Source organism: Streptomyces sp. UC4497 (assembly GCF_054871485.1).
The window spans coordinates 61,140-81,431 of sequence record NZ_JBTYHB010000003.1; the positions used below are offsets into that span (position 1 = coordinate 61,140).

Annotated in this window: 16 protein-coding genes; 7 read left to right on the top strand and 9 right to left on the bottom strand. The window is 70.6% G+C overall.

The window, feature by feature from the left end:
* Positions 1-16: 16 nt before the first annotated feature.
* Positions 17-1,072: an Lrp/AsnC family transcriptional regulator gene (locus ACYSUO_RS05350; protein ID WP_461774819.1), complete on the top strand. Its 1,056-nt coding sequence runs from the start codon at positions 17-19 to the stop codon at positions 1,070-1,072.
* Here ACYSUO_RS05350 and ACYSUO_RS05355 read toward each other — a convergent pair.
* From ACYSUO_RS05355 to ACYSUO_RS05380, 6 genes are all read right to left on the bottom strand, one after another.
* Positions 1,053-2,528 carry an MFS transporter gene (locus ACYSUO_RS05355; protein WP_461774820.1) on the bottom strand — a complete coding sequence of 492 codons (1,476 nt, stop codon included), beginning with the start codon at positions 2,526-2,528 and terminating at the stop codon, positions 1,053-1,055. The two genes, ACYSUO_RS05350 and ACYSUO_RS05355, sit on opposite strands and share 20 nt — an antisense overlap.
* A 155-nt stretch (positions 2,529-2,683) precedes the next feature.
* Positions 2,684-3,832, bottom strand: coding sequence for a galactonate dehydratase (gene dgoD / locus ACYSUO_RS05360; protein ID WP_461774821.1), 1,149 nt, complete (start codon positions 3,830-3,832; stop codon positions 2,684-2,686).
* A gap of 38 nt (positions 3,833-3,870) precedes the next feature.
* Entirely contained in the window at positions 3,871-4,770 is a 900-nt protein-coding gene (locus tag ACYSUO_RS05365; protein ID WP_461774822.1) for a carbohydrate ABC transporter permease, read from the bottom strand.
* The gene (locus ACYSUO_RS05370; protein ID WP_461774823.1) at positions 4,767-5,753 is read right to left on the bottom strand and encodes a carbohydrate ABC transporter permease; all 987 of its coding nucleotides are present in this window, start codon (positions 5,751-5,753) and stop codon (positions 4,767-4,769) included. Before ACYSUO_RS05370 ends, ACYSUO_RS05365 begins: the two co-directional genes overlap by 4 nt.
* A gap of 10 nt (positions 5,754-5,763) precedes the next feature.
* A complete protein-coding gene (locus ACYSUO_RS05375; RefSeq protein ID WP_461774824.1) occupies positions 5,764-7,095 on the bottom strand; it encodes an ABC transporter substrate-binding protein in 1,332 nt (443 codons plus the stop codon).
* A gap of 12 nt (positions 7,096-7,107) precedes the next feature.
* Positions 7,108-9,096: a beta-galactosidase gene (locus ACYSUO_RS05380; RefSeq protein ID WP_461774825.1), complete on the bottom strand. Its 1,989-nt coding sequence runs from the start codon at positions 9,094-9,096 to the stop codon at positions 7,108-7,110.
* A gap of 161 nt (positions 9,097-9,257) precedes the next feature.
* Between ACYSUO_RS05380 and ACYSUO_RS05385 the strand changes: the two genes are divergently transcribed.
* Complete coding sequence (locus ACYSUO_RS05385; protein WP_461774826.1) at positions 9,258-10,025, top strand: SDR family NAD(P)-dependent oxidoreductase; 768 nt, start codon at positions 9,258-9,260, stop codon at positions 10,023-10,025.
* A gap of 83 nt (positions 10,026-10,108) precedes the next feature.
* Positions 10,109-10,849: a FadR/GntR family transcriptional regulator gene (locus tag ACYSUO_RS05390; protein ID WP_461774827.1), complete on the top strand. Its 741-nt coding sequence runs from the start codon at positions 10,109-10,111 to the stop codon at positions 10,847-10,849.
* Between the two features lie 47 nt (positions 10,850-10,896).
* On the opposite strand, the gene kdgD is transcribed toward ACYSUO_RS05390, so the two are convergent.
* Together kdgD and ACYSUO_RS05400 are read right to left on the bottom strand one after the other, a co-directional pair.
* The gene (gene kdgD / locus ACYSUO_RS05395) at positions 10,897-11,811 is read right to left on the bottom strand and encodes a 5-dehydro-4-deoxyglucarate dehydratase (protein ID WP_461774828.1); all 915 of its coding nucleotides are present in this window, start codon (positions 11,809-11,811) and stop codon (positions 10,897-10,899) included.
* Between the two features lie 206 nt (positions 11,812-12,017).
* The gene (locus tag ACYSUO_RS05400) at positions 12,018-13,196 is read right to left on the bottom strand and encodes an L-talarate/galactarate dehydratase (RefSeq protein WP_461774829.1); all 1,179 of its coding nucleotides are present in this window, start codon (positions 13,194-13,196) and stop codon (positions 12,018-12,020) included.
* Positions 13,197-13,305: 109 nt separating this feature from the next.
* Between ACYSUO_RS05400 and ACYSUO_RS05405 the strand changes: the two genes are divergently transcribed.
* Together ACYSUO_RS05405 and ACYSUO_RS05410 are read left to right on the top strand one after the other, a co-directional pair.
* On the top strand, positions 13,306-14,181 hold the full coding sequence (locus ACYSUO_RS05405; RefSeq protein ID WP_461774830.1) for a LysR substrate-binding domain-containing protein: 876 nt from the start codon (positions 13,306-13,308) through the stop codon (positions 14,179-14,181).
* 156 nt (positions 14,182-14,337) lie between these two features.
* Positions 14,338-14,760: a PPOX class F420-dependent oxidoreductase gene (locus ACYSUO_RS05410; protein ID WP_461774831.1), complete on the top strand. Its 423-nt coding sequence runs from the start codon at positions 14,338-14,340 to the stop codon at positions 14,758-14,760.
* 29 nt (positions 14,761-14,789) lie between these two features.
* On the opposite strand, the gene ACYSUO_RS05415 is transcribed toward ACYSUO_RS05410, so the two are convergent.
* Positions 14,790-15,845: a lipoate--protein ligase family protein gene (locus ACYSUO_RS05415; RefSeq protein WP_461774832.1), complete on the bottom strand. Its 1,056-nt coding sequence runs from the start codon at positions 15,843-15,845 to the stop codon at positions 14,790-14,792.
* A 187-nt stretch (positions 15,846-16,032) separates the two neighbouring features.
* Here ACYSUO_RS05415 and ACYSUO_RS05420 point away from each other — a divergent pair, with 187 nt between their 5' ends.
* Complete coding sequence (locus ACYSUO_RS05420) at positions 16,033-16,833, top strand: SDR family NAD(P)-dependent oxidoreductase (RefSeq protein WP_461774833.1); 801 nt, start codon at positions 16,033-16,035, stop codon at positions 16,831-16,833.
* Positions 16,834-17,112: 279 nt separating this feature from the next.
* On the top strand, positions 17,113-20,247 hold the full coding sequence (locus ACYSUO_RS05425; protein WP_461774834.1) for a glycoside hydrolase family 2 TIM barrel-domain containing protein: 3,135 nt from the start codon (positions 17,113-17,115) through the stop codon (positions 20,245-20,247).
* Positions 20,248-20,292 lie beyond the last annotated feature (45 nt).

Below are 20,292 nucleotides of genomic sequence, written 5' to 3' on the forward strand. Positions count from 1 at the left end.
CAGGATTTCGGCCACCGTGAGCACGCAGCATTCAGAACCTTCTGCGGCGGAGCGCGCCCGGATCGACGAGCTCGATCTCGCGCTCGTGCACGCCCTTCAGGTCAACACCCGCGCCCCGTGGACACTCATCGGCGAGGCCCTCGACATCGACCCGGTCACCGCCGCCCGGCGCTGGGAGCGGCTCGCGCGGACCGGGGCCGCCTGGGTCGACGGGTATCTGGCGCTCGACCGCGACGAGGGGTCGGTGTACGCGCAGGTCGAGATCGACACCGGCGGGCATCTGCCGGAGGACGTGCTGACCTCGCTCGCCGCGGACTCCCGGATGCTCAGCCTCAAGCAGACGTCCGGCGGGCGCGATCTGCTGGCCATCGTGGGCGCCTCGTCGTTCGACGACCTCGCCCGGTACACCGGGGAGCGGATCTCCCGGCTGCCCGGCGTGCGCGGCACCCGGATCCATGTCATCACGGCGGTGCCCTTCGAGGGCGCGCAGTGGCGGCTGCGGAGCCTCACGCCGAGCCAGCGCGCGGTGCTGCGGCCCGAGCACGCGGACGCCGAGAGCCCGGTCCCCGACGAGCCGATACGTCCCATCGACCGGCGCATCGCGCACGCGCTCGGCACGGACGGGCGGATGCCGCTGTCGGGCCTGGCCCGGGCCACAGGGGCGAGTACCGCCACGGTCCGGCGCAGGCTGCGCGCGCTGACCGCGGGCGGGCGGCTCTCGCTGCGCTGCACGCTGGCCCGCCCGCTCACCGAATTCCCCGTGTCGGCCGTCTACTTCGGGTCCGTGCCCGCCGAGAACCTCGACCCCGCCGTGCAGGCACTGCGCACCCTGCCGGGTCTGCGCATGTGCAGCATCACCGCGGGCACCCACAACCTCATCCTGGACATCTGGCTGCGCACGCTGGCCGAGGTGCACACCACGGAGGCCCTCCTCAACCGCCGCCTCGCCGACCTCGGCCTGCGCATCACGGAGCGCGCGGTGGTGCTGCGCACGCTGAAGCACGCCGGCCGACTCCTCGACCGGCGCGGCCACAGCGTGGGCGCGGTCCCCCTCAGGTCGACCGGAGACTGAGCTCCCGCTCCTCGGCGTCCGCGTCGAAGCCCACCGGCTCCCAGCGCTTCACGAGCAGCGCGATCAGGCCGAGGACGGGCGCCCCGAGAATCACCCAGTACACGCCGGTCCCGAGGCCGGTGCTGAGGATCGGGAAGAAGAACAGTGTCAGCGTCGAACCGAGGCGCAGCACCGCCTGGTTGAAGCCGATGCTGACGCCGCGCATGGAGGTGGGGAAGCCCAGCGAGGCGTAGCTCATGATGTGTGCGCCCGGGCCGAATCCCTGGGCGAACATGAACGCGCCGAGCATCAGGATGCCCGCCGTCACGACGGCCGTGCCCGACGGCTGTCCGATGAGCGCGAGCACCGTGATGGCGACCAGCTGGATCGCGAAGCCGAGCGACATCATCGGCCAGGCACCCTTCGTCGACGCCCAGCGGATGCCGAGCAGTCCGCCGGTCAGCGCGAAGACGAGGTTCAGGGTGAAGGACGACGCGATCGTGGTCAGCGGGCCCTGCGTCATGAGCGTGGCGATGATGATCGGCAGGCCGAACGCGACCGCGTTGTAGCCGAAGGTCTCCGCGAGCCCGACGGCCACCGACTGGATGGTGCGGGTGCGGTACGGGCCCTTGAACAGCCGCGCGTAGGAGGCGAGCCCGGGCCGCTGCGGGCGCTCGGTCTTGCCCTGCACGTCGTCCGGGACGTAGGCCTCCACACCGTACGACTGCCGCAGGATGCTCGCCGCGCCCTCCAGGTCGCCCTGGTCGGCGGCCCAGGTCGGGGACTCGTTCATGTAGCGGCGGCGCAGCAGCAGGACGACGAGCGCGGGGATCGCGCCGAAGCCGACGGTGAAGCGCCACAGCCAGCCCAGGTGGGCGTCGGGCAGCAGGAAGTACAGCGCCATGATGACCAGGTAGCAGCCGCTGGTCGCCGCGTACCAGGCGGGCGACCAGGCAGCGGTGCGCGAGCCCTTGCTGCCCTTGCCGCGCAGCCGGGAGAACTCGGCGAGGAACGCGATGGCGACCGGGATGTCCATGCCGACGCCGATGCCCATCACGAAGCGGGCGCCGATCAGCGTCCACGCGTCCTGCGCGACCGCACACACCAACGCGGTGACGACGAAGAACAGCATGTTGGCCATGAAGACCCGGTAGCGGCCTATTCGGTCCACGAGCCAGCCGCCGACGAGCGCGCCGATCAGCGAGCCGACACTGATCGACGCGGTGACCACGCCGGCCATCGTGGAGCTGAGGCCGAACTGCTTCGTGATGTCCGGCAGCCCGTACGCGAGCGAGCTGAGATCGTACGCGTCGAGGAAGATGCCGCCGAGCGCGATGATCACGATCATCCGGGCGTGCTTGCCGCGCGCCGTGCCGGAGTTGACCAGATCGGAGACGTCGGCCGCGGACCGGATCGGCACGGGTCCGGACGCCGCCTCCGCCGGCGTGGGTGAGGGCAGGGAGGAAGTGGAGCTCACGGGGGCCTTCCGGGGGTGCTGGTGTGCTGGTCTGCTGCGGGTGACAGGTGTGTCACGGAATCGTAGGCAGCCACCGGAAGGTATTCGTCCACTTGTCCGCATGCTGGTCACAGGGGTGAGCGGAGACTGTGGCGGACGTCACCACTCCGCGCGCATCACCACTCCGCGAACGACCCGTCCCCGTGCCGCCACACCGGGTTGTGCCAGCTCACCGCCGAGCCGTCCGCCGCGCGGACCGCCTTCTCGTCGATGCGGATGCCGAGGCCCGGCAGGGTGGGGCGGGAGAAGTGGCCCTCGTGGAAGCGGAAGACCTCGGGGTCCGCCACGTAGTCGAGGAGTTCGGAGCCGTTGTTGTAGTGGATGCCGATGGACTGTTCCTGGATGAGGAAGTTGGGGGTGCAGAAGGCGAGTTGGAGGCTGGCCGCCAGGGCGATCGGGCCGAGTGGGCAGTGCGGGGCGACCAGTGCGTCGAAGGTCTCGGCGAGCGAGGCGATGCGCCGGGACTCCGAGATGCCGCCCGCGTGCGAGAGGTCCGGCTGGACGACCGCCACCCCCGACTGGAGCGCCGGGAGCACCTCCGTACGGGAGTACAGGCGCTCGCCCGTCGCGATCGGTGTCGTCGTCGACTCCACGACCCGGCCGATGCGGTGGGTGTACTCGGGCAGGACCGGTTCCTCGATGAACATCGGGCCGTACGGTTCGAGGGCCGCCGCCGCGCGGACCGCGCCCGCCACCGTGAACCGGCCGTGGAGGTCGACCGCGAAGTCGCCTTCAGGGCCCAGGACTTCGCGGGCCACCGAGGCGCGGGACGCCATCGCGTCGAGGTCGGCGACCGTCGGCAGGCGGTCGGTGCGGCCCGAACCGTTCATCTTCACCGCCGTGAAACCGGCCGCCGACTGCTCGGCGATCTGGTCGCGCAGCTCGGCCGGCTCGTCGCCGCCCACCCAGCAGTAGGCGCGCACCCGCTCGCGTACGGGACCGCCCAGGAGCTGGTGCACGGGCGCGTCGTACGCCTGGCCCGCGATGTCCCACAGCGCCTGGTCGAGGCCCGCGACGGCGCTGGAGAGGACCGGGCCGCCCCGGTAGAACGAGCCCTTGGTCATCAGCTGCCAGTGGTCCTCTACGCGGAGTGGGTCCGCGCCGACGAGGAACTGGTCGGCGAGTTCGTGGACGGCCGTGCGGACGGTGTCCGCGCGGCCCTCCACCACGGGCTCGCCCCAGCCGACGAGACCGTCGTCCGTCTCGATCCGGCACATCAGCCAGCGCGGCGGGACGGCGAAGGTCTCGACTCGGGTGATTTTCAAGCCAGTTGCTCCCTTGCTGGGTGGCGGTGTCCGTGTTCCTACTCCTTGACGCTGCCCTCGGTCAGACCCGTCCGCCAGAAGCGCTGGAGGACGAGCATCGCGAAGGCCAGCGGGATGACGGAGACGAAGGCGCCGCCGATGGTGTACTGCGTCAGCTCCGGGACCCGGTCGGCGGCCTGCTGCCAGGTGACCAGGCCGAGCGTGATCGGGTACTTCCGGTCGTCGGAGAGCATCACCAACGGCAGGAAGTAGTTGTTCCAGATGTGCACGAACTGGAAGAGGAAGACCGTGACCAGCGCCGGAGTCATGATGCGAAGGACCAGCGTCGCGAAGATCCGCTCCTCGCCCGCGCCGTCCACCCGCGCCGCCTCCAGGACGGAGTCGGGGATGGATGCCTCCGCGTAGATCCGGCACAGGTAGACGCCGAAGGGCGAGACGATGCTGGGGATCAGGACCGCCCAGTACGTGTCCGTCAGGTGCAGCTTGCTGAAGAGCAGGTACAGGGGGAGCGCCAGGGCCGTCGACGGGAGCAGCACGCCCGCGAGGACGAACTTGAACACCGCCTCGCGGCCGCGGAATTGGTACTTCGCGAGGGCGAATCCTGCCGCCGCCGAGAACAGCGTGGCGAGCACCGCGCCCACCCCCGCGTACAGCAGGGAGTTCAGCGCCCACTGGAGATAGATGTGCCGGTCGTACGCGAAGACGTTGCCCAGGTTGTGCAGCAGCTGCGGGTTGTCGAACCAGAAGCCGAAGGAGCCGTAGAGGCTGTCGTTGTTCTTCGTCGTGGCGACGATCAGCCAGTACACGGGGACGAGGAAGTAGATCGCGGCGATCGTGAGGACCGCGACCAGCACGATCCGGCCCGGCGTGAGGCGCCGTGGCCTGCGCGCCGGTGTCACGGGTGTGGCGGGGGGAGTCTTGACGTCGACGGCGCTCACCGCTCGCTCCTTTGCTTGCGGGTGACGAGGCTCAGGAAGCCGAAGGACAGGACCATCGCGACCACCGCGAGGATCACGGACTTGGCCGCCGCCACATAGATGTTGGCGTTGGAGAAGGCGTCGAAGTACGCGCTGAGGTTCGGCGTGTAGTCGGGGGTGACGGCCGGCGCGATCTTCTTCAGGACCAGCGGCTCTGCGAACAGCTGCATCGTGCCGATGATGGAGAACACGCAGGTGAGGATGAGGGCCGGGCGGACGAGCGGGATCTTGAGGCGCAGCGCGATCTGCCAGGGACCCGCCCCGTCGATCCTCGCCGCCTCGTACAGCTCCTGCGGGACGGACTTCAGCTGGGCGACGATGATCAGCATGTTGTAGCCGGCGAACTCCCAGATCACGATGTTCGCGATCGACCACAGCACGTTGTCGGGGCCGAGGAAGTCCACCTGGAAGCCCAGGTCACCGAGCATCTCGGTGATCGGGCTGATGCCGGGTACGTACAGGAAGCCCCATAGGATCGTCGCGATGACACCGGGGATGCCGTACGGGAGGAAGTACGTCGCCCGCATCAGGCCGGCCCAGCGGTCGGATATCTGGTCGAGCAGCAGCGCGAGGACGAGCGAGAGCAGCAGCATCACCGGGACCTGCACGATCCCGAAGAGCAGTACCCGGCCGAAGCCCTCCAGGAAGGCGTCCTGCTGGAGCGCGACGGCGTAGTTGTCGAGGCCGCCGAAGACGACCTTGGGGGCGCCGAGCCCGAGCGGTCCCGAACGCTCGACCTTCAGCAGGCTCTGGTAGATCGCGTAGAACACCGGGATGATCATCGCGAACAGATAGACCGCGAGGAACGGGCCGAGGAACAGCCACGCCTTGCGGTCGGGCCTGGCGCGGCGGGTGCGGCGGCGGCCGGTGGCCTTCGGGGGTGCGGGCGGGCGCGCGGAGCCGTCGGCGCCGGGCTGCGCGGACTTCACGGATGATGTCGTCATCGTGCGCTCCTCATCGTGCGCTCCTCGCCTTGAGTCCCTTGGCCTTGAGGTCGTCGACGAACTTGGTCTGCGCGTCCTTCAGCGCGTCCACGAACGAGCCCTTGCCCGCGAGGGCCAGCGCCAGGTTGTCCTGGATGTGCGTGAAGGACTGCGTGGTGGTCGGCGCGTACCGCCAGGACGTGTCGACATTGCGGTCGGAGACCTGGAAGACCTCGTTGTAGCGCTGGCCGCCGAAGAACGGGTCCGACTTGCCGAGCGGCGTCTTCGGCAGGTCGATCTTGGCGGCGGGCCACCCGTATCCGGCCTCGATCAGCAGCTTCATGCTGTCCGGATTCGTGTTCAGCCAGTGCGCCACCTTCAGCGCCTCGACCGGGTGCTGGGAGCCCTGGAGGACGGCGGTGGAGGAGCCGCCCCAGTTGGAGGAGGCGTGCGCGCCCGCCTCCCACTGCGGCAGTTCGGACACCGCCCACTTGCCCTTGGTGCGCGGGGCGTTGCCGCGGATCAGCGCGTCGTACCACTGCGCGCCCGGCCAGGTCGCCAACTCGCCTGTCTGCAGGGCCTTGTAGAAGGCGCTCTGCGCGTCCTGCGTCTGGAGCACGAAGCGGTCGCGGACGAGTCCGTCCCAGTAGTCGGCGACCTCGAGGGACTCCGGGGATGTCAGGTCGACGATCCAGGTGTCACCCTCGGTGCGCACCCAGTGCGCGCCGCGCTGCCAGGGGAAGCTGGCGAACCACTGGGCGTTGGAGGGCGGAAAGGCGGTGATGTACGAGCCCTGCTTCTTGGCCTTCTTCGCGGCGGCGCGGTACTCGTCCCAGGTTTGGGGGGCCTCGATGTCCCACTTCTCCAGGAGGTCCTTGCGGTAGAAGAGGCCCATGGGGCCCGAGGCCTGCGGGATCGCGTACGTGCCGCCGGCGAAGACGCCCTGCTTCCACTGCCAGTCGACGTAACTGTCCTTGAGCTTGTCCGCGCCGTACTCGCTCAGGTTCGTCAGGCCGCCCTCCAGCATGAACTCGGGCAGCGCGTAGTACTCGACCTGGGCGAGGTCCGGCGGATTGCCGGCCTTCACGGCGGCGTGCATCTTCTGGTAGCCGCCGGAGGTGTTGGCGGGCACCATCTGCGCGACGACCTGGATGTCCGGGTTGCGCTTGTTCCACAGCGCGACCGCTTTCTGCAGGGGCACCCAGGTCCAGAGCCTGAGGGTGACCTTCTGGCCCGGCTTGCGGCCGTGGTCCTTCGTCATGCGGGCGGCGCCGGCGGATTCGCCACAGGCCGCGAGGGCGGGGGCCGCGGTTGCGGCGGCGGCCCACGTGAGGACCTTTCGGCGGGTGGGTGGTTGGGGCATCTGACCTCCTTGTCAGTGCAACGTCTGGGCCTGGAGCACGGCGACGCCGTACGCCGGTAGGGACACGCTGGTGGTGGGCTCCGGCTCGGCGGTGAGGCGGTCTCGCATGGGGGTCGGCAGGGAGACCTCGGCCTCGCTCTTGCCATGGTTGAGCAGGAACAGGAAGCGGCCGGCCGCGCCTTCGCGGACGGTGGCCTGCACCTGCTCGGGCAGGTCCGGCAGTACGGGTGTCACCCCGGCCTCCGCCCGCACCCGGTCCAACAGGGCGCGCAGCGCGGTCGGTTCGAGGCGGGTGCCGAGGTACCAGGCGGTGCCTTCGCCGTACGTGTGGCGGGTGACGGCGGGGCGGCCCGCGAGCTCACCGTCCTCGTAGACGGCGACGGCTTCGGCGCCCTCCAGGTCGATGGCCTCGGACCACAGGTCGGCGCGGCCGGACAACTCGCCGCTCAGCGTCAGGTGTTGGTCCTCGTCCAGCGGCCAGAACTCCTCCGTGCGGATGCCGAGCAGGCGCCTCAAGTGGGCGGGATACCCGCCGAGTTCGACCCGGTCGCAGTCGTCGACGATGCCGGAGAAGAAGGACACGACGAGGTGTCCACCGCCCTCGACGTACGCCGTGAGCCGCTCGGCGTTCTCCTGGCTGAGCAGGTACAGGTTCGGCACGACGACGAGCTTGTACGAGGAGAGGTCGCGGTCCGGCGGGACGATGTCGCACGGCACACCCGCGTCGAACAGGGCGCGGTGGTGGGCGAGGTTGATCTCGGACTGGTTGAGCGCCGTGGAGGGGTGCGAGTCCAGCTCGAGGGCCCACCAGCTGTTCCAGTCGGTGAGGAGCGCGGCGTCGGCGGTCGAGCGGGTCCCGGCGATCTCGGGGACGGACGCCAACTCGCGCCCCAGGTAGGACACTTCGCGGAAGATCCGCGTGTTGGTCCCGGCGTGCGGGACCATCGCCGAGTGGTACTTCTCGGCGCCGCCGCGCGACTGGCGCCACTGGAAGTAGAGGACCGCGTCGGCTCCCTGCGCGACGGCCTGCCAGCTCCACAGGCGCATCCGGCCGGGCTGCTTCGGGCTGTTGCGGGGCCGCCAGTTGACCGCGCCGGCCGCCTGCTCCAGGAGCAGCCACGGCTGTCCGCCACGCGCCGAGCGCATCAGGTCGAAGTTGTACGCGGCGGTGAGGTGCGGAGCGTCCTCGTACGGGTCCTGGTAGTGGTCGAGCGACATCACGTCCATGTGCTCGGACCAGGCGAAGGCGTCGACCGGCTTGTGGTTCGGCATCAGGTTCGTGGTGATCGGCACGCCCGGCGTGACGCGGCGCAGCACGGCCTGCTCGGCGAGGTAGCACTGGCGCAGCGCGTCGTCGCTGAAGCGCCAGTAGTCCAGCTGCTGGGCCGGGTTGGCGAACGTGGGGGCGAGGCGAGGCGGCAGGACCTCGTCGAAGCCGTCGTAGCGCTGCGACCAGAAGGCCGTGGACCAGGCCTCGTTGAGCGCGTCGACGGATCCGTAGCGCTCGCGCAGCCAGCGGCGGAAGTCGGCGGCGGACACGTCGCAGTAGCACTGGCGGGTGTGGCAGCCGTACTCGTTGCCGATGTGCCAGGTGTCCAGAGCGGGGTGGTCGGCGTAGCGGGTCGCGAGGCGCTCGACGAGGCGGGTGGCGTGCTCGCGGTAGACCGGGCTGGAGGGGCAGTAGTGCTGGCGGCCGCCGGGCCACTTGCGCCGGCCGTCCTCGGTCTCCGGGAGGATCTCCGGGTGAAGGCGCGAGAGCCACGGGGGTGGCGACGCGGTCATGGTGGCCAGGCAGACCCGGATCCCCGCGTCGGCGAGGTTGTCCATGACGCGGTCGAACCAGTCGAAGTCGTAGGCACCGGGCCGGGGTTCGACCTTGGCCCAGGAGAAGATCCCGGCCGTGACCATGGTGACCCCGGCCTCCTTCATCAGCCGGGTGTCCTCGGCCCAGACCTCTTCGGGCCACTGCTCGGGGTTGTAGTCGGCGCCGAAGTGGAGCATCGCACCTCACTCGATCCGTCGGGCCCCACGGCCCTGTTCAATCCATTAATTAGGAATTAACGTGGCGGAATATATGAGCGAGGGTCAAGGGGGTCAACCCCCTTGACCAGCCGAACAGTTGACGATCATGTTCGCAGGTCACCGGACCCAGGAGGCAGCCCATGACATCCCCGCGCGCCACCGATCGCTTCGCCGGGCGCACCGCCATCGTGACCGGAGCCGCCGCGGGCATCGGCGCCGCCACCGCGCGGCGGCTCGCCGCGGAGGGCGCCGCCGTGGTGCTCGCCGACATCGACGAGCGGCACGGGTCCGAGGTCGCCAAGGAGATCGAACGGGACGGTGGCCGGGCGGCGTTCGTGCCCGCCGACGTCGCGCGCGAGGAGGCCTGGCGGGAGGCGCTGGCCGCCGCGCACGCCTTCAGGCCCGTCGGGGTGCTGGTGAGCAATGCCGTGAAGATCGAGGTCGCCCCGGCGCACGAGACCTCGCCCGAGTCCTGGAACCGTCAGCTGACCATCGGGCTCACGGCGGCGTTCCTCGGCGTGCGGACCTGCCTCGACGACCTGCGCGAGCAGCAGGGGGCGGTCGTCCTGGTCTCGTCCGTGCACGCGCGGCACGGCATCCCGGGCCACCCGGCGTACGCGGCGGCCAAGGGCGGCCTGCTGTCGCTCAGCAGCCAACTCGCCGTGGAATACGGCCCCTCGGTGCGGGTCAACACGGTCCTGCCGGGGCCGATCCTGACCGGGGTGTGGGACCGGGTGCCCGAGGAGGAGCGGGCGGCGAGCGTTGCGGGGACAGCGGCCCGCCGCTTCGGCAGTCCCGACGAGGTGGCGTCGGCGATCGCGTTCCTCGCCTCGCCCGAGGCCTCGTACGTGACCGGGACGAGCCTGGTGGTCGACGGCGGGTGGAGCGTGATGAAGTCCTCGGCGTGAACGGACGCCGAACGTGGGGTGAACTCCCGCCGCCCCGGCGATACTTGGCGGGCCGGAGACGTCGAGAGAACAGCAGGTAGGACATGGCGGGGTACGCGCGCCGCGGAGTGCACGGGCAGACCGTGGAGACCATCGCGCACCGGGTGCTGAGCGGCCGGATCGGGGAGGGCGCGACCCTCGACCTCGGCGCGCTCCAGGACGAACTCGGTGTCAGCCTCACCGCGTTGCGGGAGTCCCTGAAGGTGCTCGCGGCGAAGGGCATGGTCGACGCCCGGCAGAAGCGCGGCACCTTCGTGCGGCCCCGCGCGGACTGGCATCTGCTCGACGCGGACGTGCTGCGCTGGCAGTTCGAGTCGCTGGACGGCGGCCTCGCGGCGGGCGCGGGCAATCCGCTGCTCGGCGACCTGGACGAGGTGCGCGGCATCGTCGAGCCGGCCGCGGTCCGGCTCGCGGCGAGCCGCCGCACGGAGACCGATCTCACCGCCCTCGACGCCGCGTTGGAGGCGATGGGGGAGTCGGGCGAGGGCGGCGCGGCCCGCGCGGTCGAGGCGGACCTCGCCTTCCACGGCGCCCTGCTCCGGGCCTCCCACAACGAACTGCTGGAACGCATGGACCTGGTGATCGCCGCGGGCCTCGCCCACCGCGACCGCCTCGTCCACGGCACGGGCCGCCACCCCAAGGACCCGGTCCCCAGCCACCGCGCCGTCCTCGACGCGGTCCGCGCGCGGGACGCGGACGCGGCGGAGGCCGCGATGCGTTCGCTTTTGGACCAGGCGGCGCGGGATCTGGGGCGGATCCGACCATCAAGCCCCTGCGGCGATTGAGCAGCGGGGTTCGGGGCGGAGCCCCGTGACGTGGCGGCGAAGGTGCCTCACACCCGCTTGATCAGAGCGCTCAGCTCGGCCAGTTCAGACTCCGTCAGGTCCGTGAGGGGCGGGCGGACCGGCCCCGCCGTGTGGCCCGTCGCCGTCATGCCCGCCTTGACGATACTGACCGCGTACCCGGCCTTGCGGTTGCGGAGCTCCGTGTACGGGAGCACGAAGTCGCGCAGGTGCTTGAGGACGGTGGCGTGGTCCCGGCCGCGGACGGCGGCGTAGAAGTCGAGGGCGAACTCCGGCAGGAAGTTGAAGATCGCCGACGAGTAGGTGGTGACGCCGAGTTCGAGGTACGGGAGCGCGAACATCTCCGCCGTGGGCAGCCCGCCGACGTAGGTGAAGCGGTCGCCGAGGCGGGTGTAGATGCGGGTCATGGCGTCGATGTCGCCGACGCCGTCCTTGTAGCCGATCAGGTTCGGGCAGGACTCGGCGACGCGGGCCAGGGTGTCCGCGCTGTACTTGGCGTTGGCCCGGCCGTAGGCGATGACGCCGAGGTTCGTGGCCTTGCAGACCGCCTCGACGTGCTCGGCCAGGCCGTCCTGCGAGGCCTCCGTCAGGTACGGCGGGAAGAGCAACAGGCCGTCGGCGCCCGCGCGTTCGGCCGCCTGTGCGTACTCGATCGCGGTCCGCGTGCCGTACCCGGCCGGGGCGAGGATCGGGGTGCCCTCGGGCGCCGCCTGCACGGCCGCGGTCACCACCTGCTCCGTCTCGGCGGCGGTCAGCGAGAAGAACTCGCCGGTGCCGCCCGCGGCGAACAGACCGCCGACCTCGTGCTCGGCCAGGCGCTCGATGTTGGCGCGGTAGGCCTGCTCGTCGAACGCGAGGTCCTCGGCCTTGAAGTGGGTGACCGGGAAGGAGAGCAGGCCCGAGCCGATGCGGGCGCCGAGCTCTGACGGGGTGAAGGACGACATGGGTGGTCTGCTCCTGCTGAACGCTGGGGGACGGTGAAGAGGTGGTGTGAGTACGACATTACGAGGCGTCACTCATGCCCGTCCAACACTGTTTTTGCATCCAGTGATACCTGGTCGGTATCGAGGGGGTGATTCGGACATGACTCTGGCGCGGGCCCCGCGCTGTCCGTCAGCGGGGCCCGCGCCAGAGGGCGGGGAGGAGCGGGTTACGGGCGGGCGCCCACCTCGTGCGTCGCGACGGTCCAGGCGCGGGCCTGCTCGCTGAGGGTGATGCCGAGACCCGGGCGGGACGACAGGTGCATGCGGCCGTCGCTGATCGCCAGGCGCTCGTTGAACAGCGGCTCCAGCCAGTCGAAGTGCTCCACCCACGGCTCGATCGGGTAGGCCGCGGCGAGGTGGAGGTGGATCTCCATCGCGAAGTGCGGGGCCAGCTGAAGGTTGTTGTGCTCGGCGAGGGTCGCCAGCTTGAGGAACTGGGTGATGCCGCCGATGCGCGGAGCGTCGGGCTGGATGACGTCGCAGGCGTTCGCCTTGATCAGCTCGACGTGCTCGGCGACCGACGCGAGCATCTCGCCGGTGGCGACGGAGGTGTCGAGCGAGGCGGCCAGCGCGGCGTGGCCCTGCGCGTCGTAGGCGTCGAGCGGCTCCTCGATCCAGACGAGGTCGAACTCCTCCATGGCCCGGCCCATGCGCTGGGCGGTCGGCCGGTCCCACTGCTGGTTGGCGTCGACCATCAGCGGGACGTCGTCGCCGATGTGCTCGCGTACGGCGGTCAGCCGGGCGAGGTCGGCCTTGCGGTCCGGATTGCCGACCTTGATCTTGATGCCGCCGATGCCGCTGGCCAGGGAGGCGGTGGCGTTGTCGAGGACCTGGTCGGTCGGCGTGTGCAGGAAGCCGCCGGAGGTGTTGTAGCACTGCACCGAGTCGCGGTGGGCGCCGAGCAGCTTGGCGAGCGGAAGCCCGGCCCGCTTGGCCTTGAGGTCCCACAGGGCGATGTCGATCGCGGCGATCGCCTGCGTGGCGACGCCGCTGCGGCCGACGGAGGCGCCGGCCCACACCAGCTTCGTCCACAGGCGGCCGATGTCGCTCGGGTCCTCGCCGATCAGGTTGTCGGCGATCTCCTTGGCGTGTGCGAACTGGGCGGGGCCGCCGGCCCGCTTGGAGTAGCCGAAGCCGATGCCGGAGTGGCCCTCGGTGGTCTCGATCTCCGCGAACAGGAAGGCGACCTCGGTCATCGGCTTCTGGCGACCGGTGAGCACCTTGGCGTCGCTGATCGGCGTCGCGAGGGGCAGCGTGACGGAGGAGAGCTTGATCCAGGCGATGGTGTCGATGGTCGCCTCGCCCTGACGGGAGGCGGCTGAACTGGCTGTGGACGTGCTGGTCACCACTGCGAATCCCTGGGGGTGTGAGCCGTTGGTTCCTGTTGACGCTAAGGTCGGCGATTGATCCACGTCAAACATAGTTTTTGGATGATCCAATACCTGGAGGGCATCGTTGTTCACGCTTGCGCAGCTGTCGAGCTTCGTGGCCGTCGCGGAGGAACTGCACTTCACGCGGGCCGCCGAACGGCTGCGGATGACACAGCCCCCGCTCAGCCGGCAGATCCAGCTCCTCGAGCACGAGTTGGACGTGCAGCTCCTCGACCGCACCAACCGCACCGTCCGGCTCACCCCCGCCGGCCGCGCCTTCCTCAACGAGGCGCGCACGATCCTGCGGCAGGCCGAGGCGGCCACGCTCGCCGCGCGGCAGGTGTCCACGGGTGAGGCGGGCGCCATCGCCGTCGGCTTCACCGCGGCGAGCGCCTACTCCGCGCTCGGCCCGCTGCTCGACGTCGCCCGGAGCTCCATGCCGGGTACGGAGATCGTGCTCCGCGAGAAGGTGACCCGCGACCAGCTGGAGGCCCTCACCGAGGGCTCCCTCGACCTCGGCATGATCCGCCCCTCCAGCACGGGCCCCGACCTGGAGACCCGGTCGACCACCCGCGAGGGGCTGCTCGCCGCGGTGCCGAGCGCGCATCCGCTCGCCGAGGGTGAAGGGCCGCTGCCGATGGGCGAGTTCGACGGGCAGGACGTGCTCATGTACTCGCCGATCGAGGCCCGGTACTTCCACGAACTGCTGGTCAGCATCTTCCGTGAGGCGCGGGTGCGGCCGCGGTTCACGCAGTACCTCAGCCAGGTGCACAGTCTGCTCGCCATGGTCCATGCCGGGTGGGGCATCGCCTTCGTGCCCGAGTCGGCGGCGCAGATGCGGTTTCCCGGTATCGCGTTTCGGCCGCTGGAGCTGTCGGATGCGAGGCCGGTCGAGTTGCATCTGGTGTGGCGAAAGGCGAATGACAATCCGGCGTTGCATGCGCTTCTGCGGTTGCTTTAGGCGGGGGCTGTTGCGGTCGACCGGTCCTACGTCGCGGGGCTCTGCCCCGGACCCCGCGCCTCAAACGCCGGCGGGGCTGGATTTGCCCACCCGTCGCCGTCGGCGGCGCACGTCACTATGGTCGACCGAGTAACCCTCGACGTATCAGGAGGAACCGTGTCCAAGCCCCCGTTGTCCGCTGAAGCCGTCGCCATGCTCGAGCAAGCGAACCCGGCCACCGTCGCCACGCTCCGCAAGGACGGGTCGCCCGTGTCCGCGGCGACCTGGTACCTCTGGGAGGACGGCCGGGTGCTGCTGAACATGGACGAGGGGCGCGTCCGCCTCGGGCACCTGCGCCGCGACCCGCGGCTCACCCTCACCGTCCTCGACAAGGACAGCTGGTACACCCACATCACCCTCATCGGCCGAGCCGTCGAGATCCGCGAGGACAAGGGCCTCGCCGACATCGACCGGATCTCGACCCATTACGCGGGCGGCCCCTACCCGGAGCGTGACCGGGCCCGGTTCACGGCGGTCATGGAGATCGACCGCTGGCACGGCTGGGGCGAGTTCCGCGACAGCGACCAGGCGACGGTGTAGGTGTAGCCCCGGGGCCGTCCGGCCGAGGGCTACGGGACCCGCGCCGTCCACTCGTCCGTGCCGAACTTGGTGCGTACGAGGTCCCGGGCGCGGGCCAGTTCCTCGTCGGTCACCTTGTCCTCGGTCAGCCCGTACCGGCTCCGGAACGAGTCGATCATGCGGGAGATGACCTCCTCGCGGGGCAGGCCGGTCTGGCGGCGCAGCGGGTCGACGCGCTTCTTGGCGCTCTTCGTGCCCTTGTCGGACAGCTTCTCCTTGCCGATGCGCAGCACGTCGACCATCTTGTCGGCGTCGATGTCGTACGACATCGTCACGTGGTGCAGCACCGCGCCCTGCCCGGCCGCGACCCGCTTCTGCGCCGCGCCCGCGACCTTGCCGACGTCCGTGGCGATGTCGTTGAGCGGCTGGTACCAGGCCTTGATGCCCATGTCGGAGAGGGCGCCGAGCACCCAGTCGTCCAGGTAGGCGTACGAGTCCTGGAAGGAGAGGCCGGAGACCAGGGACTCGGGGACCGCGAGGGAGTACGTGATCGTGGACTTCGGCTCCGCGAACATGGCGCCGCCGCCGGAGACGCGGCGGACGACGGTCACCCCGTGGCGTTCGACGCCCTCCGGGTCCACCTCGTTGCGCAGCGACTGGAAGCTGCCGATGATCACCGCGGGCCGGTCCCACTCCCACACGCGCAGCGTCGGCGGGCGCTTGCCGAGCGCGACCTGCTCCACCATCACCTCGTCCAGCGCCATGTGCAGGACGGGGGACTGCGGCGCGTCGTGGATCAGCTGCCAGTCGTAGTCCCGCCAGTCCGTGGCCTGGGCGAGCGCGCGGCGCACGGCGGTGGCGACGCCCTCGGTCGTCAGGCCGAGCATGACCGTGCCGGCCGGCAGGCCCGCGTCGATCCGGGCGGCGAGGGTGGCGGTGTCGGCGTCGGCCGGGGCGCCTTCGAGCGCGGCGTTGATCGCGAGGAGCGCGTCGTCCGGTTCCAGGAAGAAGTCGCCCGCCACCCGGACCTGGCGCAGCACGCCGTCCGCCACGTCCACGTCGACGACGACGAGCTTGCCGCCGGGGATCTTGTACTCGCCGTGCACGGTGTGCCGCCTTCCACCAGGTTGTCCGTCTTCGCGGACAACGCTAACCGGAGTCCGGACATTCCCGGGCACGGGCGGGCCCCGCGTCGACCCCCGCGCCACGCCCGCCGGTATTGACACTTCGTCAGATCTCCCGCATCGTCGCCCCGCGCACGCCCACCGGACCGGCTACCGGAGGAGCTCGCCCATGGACCTCGACGACACCCCCGTCCCCGACTACGCCGCCCTGCACCGCGTCGACCGCCGCGCCTTCGTCCTGCTCGGCGCGGGCAACGGCATCGGACGGCAGACCGCCCACGCGCTCACCTCGGCAGGCGCGCGCGTGCTGTGCGTGGACGTCGACAAGGAGCGGGCGGAGGCGGTCGCGGCTCAGACCGGCGGCGTCCCGTACGTGGCGGACGTGACGCGGCGGCAGGACATGCAGGCGCTCTTCGCTTACGCGCAAAGGGAGTTGGGGCCTGTCGGCGGCGTCGTCGACATCGTCGGCATGGCCCGCTACGAGGCCCTGGACACGCTCGACGGCGACGGGTGGGCGTGGCACTTCGACCTGGTGCTTCGGCACGCCTGGCTCGCCGTTCAGTACGGGGGAGCGGCGGTGGCCGCGGCGGGCGGCGGGCCGCTGGTGTTCGTGGCGTCCGTGTCCGGGCTCACGGCGGCGCCGCTGCACGGTGCGTACGGGGCGGCCAAGGCGGGGCTGATGTCCCTGGTGCGGACGGCTGCCGTCGAGTACGGGGGGCGTGGGGTGCGGGTCAATGCGGTGGCGCCGGGTGTGGTGTGGACGCCGCGGGTCGCGGGGCTGCTCGGGGAGGAGGGGCGCGCGGCCAACGCGGCGAACGCGCCGCTCGGCCGCGTCGCCCAGCCCGCCGACATCGCCGCGGCCCTCCTCTTCCTGGCCTCGCCGCTCTCCTCGTACGTGACCGGGCAGACGCTCGTCGTGGACGGCGGGACCGGGGTCAAGTTCCCGTACCCGACGATCGGCGACACGTAGGGCTCCGGCGTCGGTGCCCACGTCACGGGGCTCTGCCCCGGACCCCGCTGGCTCTCGTACACAAGCGGGGCTCAGATTGGCCCCGCCGCTCGCCACCACGCGGGAATGGGCCCCGCCGCTCGCCCCACGCCGAAGGAGTGGCCGGAAGTCTCACGTGTCACGGGCTTCTCAAGCACCTTATTCGGTAAGGCTATTGACTAATCCCCACGCGAAGCAACAAGAATCTGTTGGCTCACGTTCGATTGTGGCGAGTCATGTTGGCTTCGAGGGGATTTCCGCATGTCTGCTAGTCGTAGATCCGTCAGTCGTAGATCCGTGCTGGCTGCGAGCGCGGTCGCCCCCGTCGTGTCGGCGCTCGCCGCGCCCACGGCCGGCGCCGCCGAGGGCCCCGCGGGGAGCGTCGGGCGCCGCACCGTCGAACTCGCCGACGGCTGGCGTTTCGCGCTGGTCAGCCCGGACGGCATCACCGACCCGACCGGCGCGTACGCCGACGCCGAGCGGCCCGACTACGACGACGCGAAGTGGCGGAAGGTCGCGGTCCCGCACGACTGGTCCATCGAGCAGACGCCCACCACCGAGCACAACACGACGAGCGGCACGGGCTTCCTGCCCGGCGGACTCGGCTGGTACCGCAAGACGTTCACGGTGCCGAAGGCGTACGCGGGCAAGCGGATCTCCGTTGAGTTCGACGGCGTCTACATGGACGCCAACGTCTACGTGAACGGTGAGCTCGTCACCCATCACCCCTACGGCTACACCGGGTTCGCCCACGACATCACCGACCTGCTGCACGTCGACGGCGCCACCCCCAACCTCCTCGCCGTCGAGGTCCGCAACCGGCTGCCCAGCAGCCGCTGGTACTCCGGCAGTGGCATCTACCGCAGGGCCCGCCTCGTCGTCACCGAGCCGGTGCACGTCGAGCGCTGGGGCACGTTCGTCACCACACCCGACCTCGCCGCGACCCTCAAGAAGGGGTACGCCACCGTCGACGTGCGTACGACCGTCGCCAACGTCTCGGGCGCCGCGCGCGACGTGACGGCCCTCTCCACGGTCCGCGACGCGAAGGGCCGCCGCGTGGCCCGCGCCGAGTCGACCCTCGCGGGAGTGGGCAAGGACGGCAAGACGGATCACGTACAACTGCGGATCACGAAACCGGAGTTGTGGTCCATCGAGACCCCGGGGAACCGCTACACGCTCGTCACCGACCTGCGTGTCGACGGCCGCACCGTCGACACCTACCGCACCCGCTTCGGCCTCCGCCACGCCACCTTCGACCCCGACGACGGCCTCTCGCTCAACGGCACCCACACGAAGATCAAGGGCGTCGACCTGCACCACGACCTCGGCGCGCTCGGCGCCGCCGTGCAACCCGACGCCGTCCGGCGCCAGTTGACCATCATGAAGTCCATGGGCGTCAACGCGCTGCGCACCTCGCACAACCCGCCCGCGCCTGAGGTCATCGAGGCCTGCGAGGACCTCGGCCTGATCATGCTCGTCGAGGCCTTCGACTGCTGGCGCACCGGCAAGAACACCTACGACTACGGGCGCTTCTTCGACGAGCACTCCGACGCCGACATCGCCGAGATGGTGCGCGCCGCCCGCAACTCCCCGGCCGTCCTCATGTGGTCCATCGGCAACGAGATCCCCGACTCCACCCAGACGCAGGGCATCGCCATGGCGGAGCGTCTCATCGCCGACGTCAAGGAACTCGACGGCACCCGGCCGATCGTCATCGGCTCCGACAAGTACCGCTCGCTGCCCGCCGTGGGCTCACCCGCCGACAAGATCGTCGCCGGACTCGACGGCCTCGGCCTGAACTACAACACCGCCGCCTCCGTCGACGCCCTGCACAAGCGCTACCCGCACCTGTTCCTCTTCGAGTCCGAGTCCTCGTCCGAGACGTCGAGCCGCGGCACGTACCAGGAGCCGCAGCACCTCAACACGGGCGAGAACTACACGCCTGGCAAGCGCGCCACCTCCTCCTACGACAACAACCTCGCCTCCTGGACCATGAGCGGCGAGTACGGCCTGAAGAAGGACCGCGACCGGCGCTTCTTCGCCGGCGAGTTCCTGTGGTCCGGCATCGACTACATCGGCGAACCGACCCCGTACGACGTGTTCCCGGTGAAGGCCTCGTTCTTCGGCGCGGTCGACACGGCCGGCTTCCCGAAGGACATGTACCACCTCTTCCGCAGCCAGTGGGTCGACGAGCCGATGGTGCATCTGCTGCCCATGGACTGGACGACGTACGAGGACGGGGAGGAGGTGGAGGTGTGGGCGTACGCCAACGTCGCCGAGGTCGAGCTGTACCTCAACGGCCGTTCCCTGGGCGTGCGTTCCTTCGACGCGAAGAAGACCGTCGACGGCCGCCCGTACCTGGAGACCACGGAGGCCACCCACGACGACAAGACCGTCACGTCCGGCCCCTACCCCGGCAGCTACACCTCGCCGAACGGCAGCGCGGGCAAGCTGCACCTGACGTGGAAGGTGCCGTTCGCGGCCGGTGAGCTGAAGGCCGTCGCGCGGCGCGGCGGCAAGACGGTGGCGACGGATGTGCTGCGCACGGCGGGAGCCCCGCATGCCGTGCGGCTGACGGCGGACCGGAAGTCCGTCGCGGCGGACGGACGCGCCCTCGCCTTCGTCACCGCGGAGGTCGTCGACGCGAAGGGGACCGTCGTCCCCGACGCCGCGCGGCTCCTGGAATTCAGCGTGAAGGGCGGCCACTTGGCGGGCGTCGACAACGGGCAGCAGGAGTCCGCCGAGCGCTACCAGGCCAGCACCCGCACCACGTTCCACGGGCTCGCGCTCGCGATCGTGCGCGCGGGCACCGAGCCGGGTTCCCTCACCGTCACGGCGCGCGCGGACGGGCTGCGGCAGGGCAGGGCGACGCTGCGCGTCACCGGCCCGGCGGGGGATCCCGTCACCCCGGCCGAGCCCTTCGCTCCCGACCCGGGCCCGGGCGCTATCAAGTACCCGCACGCCGACGCCAGTTACTCGGGAGCCGCCAAGACGCTCCCCGCCGCGATGCTCGACGGCGACCCGGCCACCCAGTGGTCCAACGCGTTCAACAAGGCCGCCACCGCCCTGCTGCCCGCCTTCAAGGGGGCGCGGCCGGACGACTGGGTCTCGGTGACCTGGGCGGAGGAACGGCAGGTGGGCCGCGTCGAGGTCTCCTTCACGGTCGACGCCACCCACTCCCTGCCCGCCGCGATCGAGGTGGCGGTCGGTGGCGGCGACACGTTCACCGTCGTGGACGACGCCGACATCGCCTGGGCCAAGGCCTCCGGCGAGCCCACCGTCATCACCTTCGACGCGGTACGCGGACGCTCGCTGCGCCTGAAGCTGACCAGCCGCAAGCCCGGGGACGTCACAGGAGCCGTGGGGATCAGCGCGCTGGACGTGGCGCAGTCGTGACACCCCCGCACAGCGTCGATACACCCCCGTACGGCGTCGAGACAC

Coding starts and splice junctions, on each gene's coding strand:
- ACYSUO_RS05380 (WP_461774825.1), bottom strand. CDS start 9,096: ATGCTCCACTTCGGCGCCGACTACAACCCCGAGCAGTGGCCCGAAGAG.
- ACYSUO_RS05425 (WP_461774834.1), top strand. CDS start 17,113: ATGTCTGCTAGTCGTAGATCCGTCAGTCGTAGATCCGTGCTGGCTGCG.
- ACYSUO_RS05375 (WP_461774824.1), bottom strand. CDS start 7,095: ATGCCCCAACCACCCACCCGCCGAAAGGTCCTCACGTGGGCCGCCGCC.
- ACYSUO_RS05390 (WP_461774827.1), top strand. CDS start 10,109: ATGGCGGGGTACGCGCGCCGCGGAGTGCACGGGCAGACCGTGGAGACC.
- ACYSUO_RS05370 (WP_461774823.1), bottom strand. CDS start 5,753: ATGACGACATCATCCGTGAAGTCCGCGCAGCCCGGCGCCGACGGCTCC.
- ACYSUO_RS05420 (WP_461774833.1), top strand. CDS start 16,033: ATGGACCTCGACGACACCCCCGTCCCCGACTACGCCGCCCTGCACCGC.
- kdgD (WP_461774828.1), bottom strand. CDS start 11,811: ATGTCGTCCTTCACCCCGTCAGAGCTCGGCGCCCGCATCGGCTCGGGC.
- ACYSUO_RS05385 (WP_461774826.1), top strand. CDS start 9,258: ATGACATCCCCGCGCGCCACCGATCGCTTCGCCGGGCGCACCGCCATC.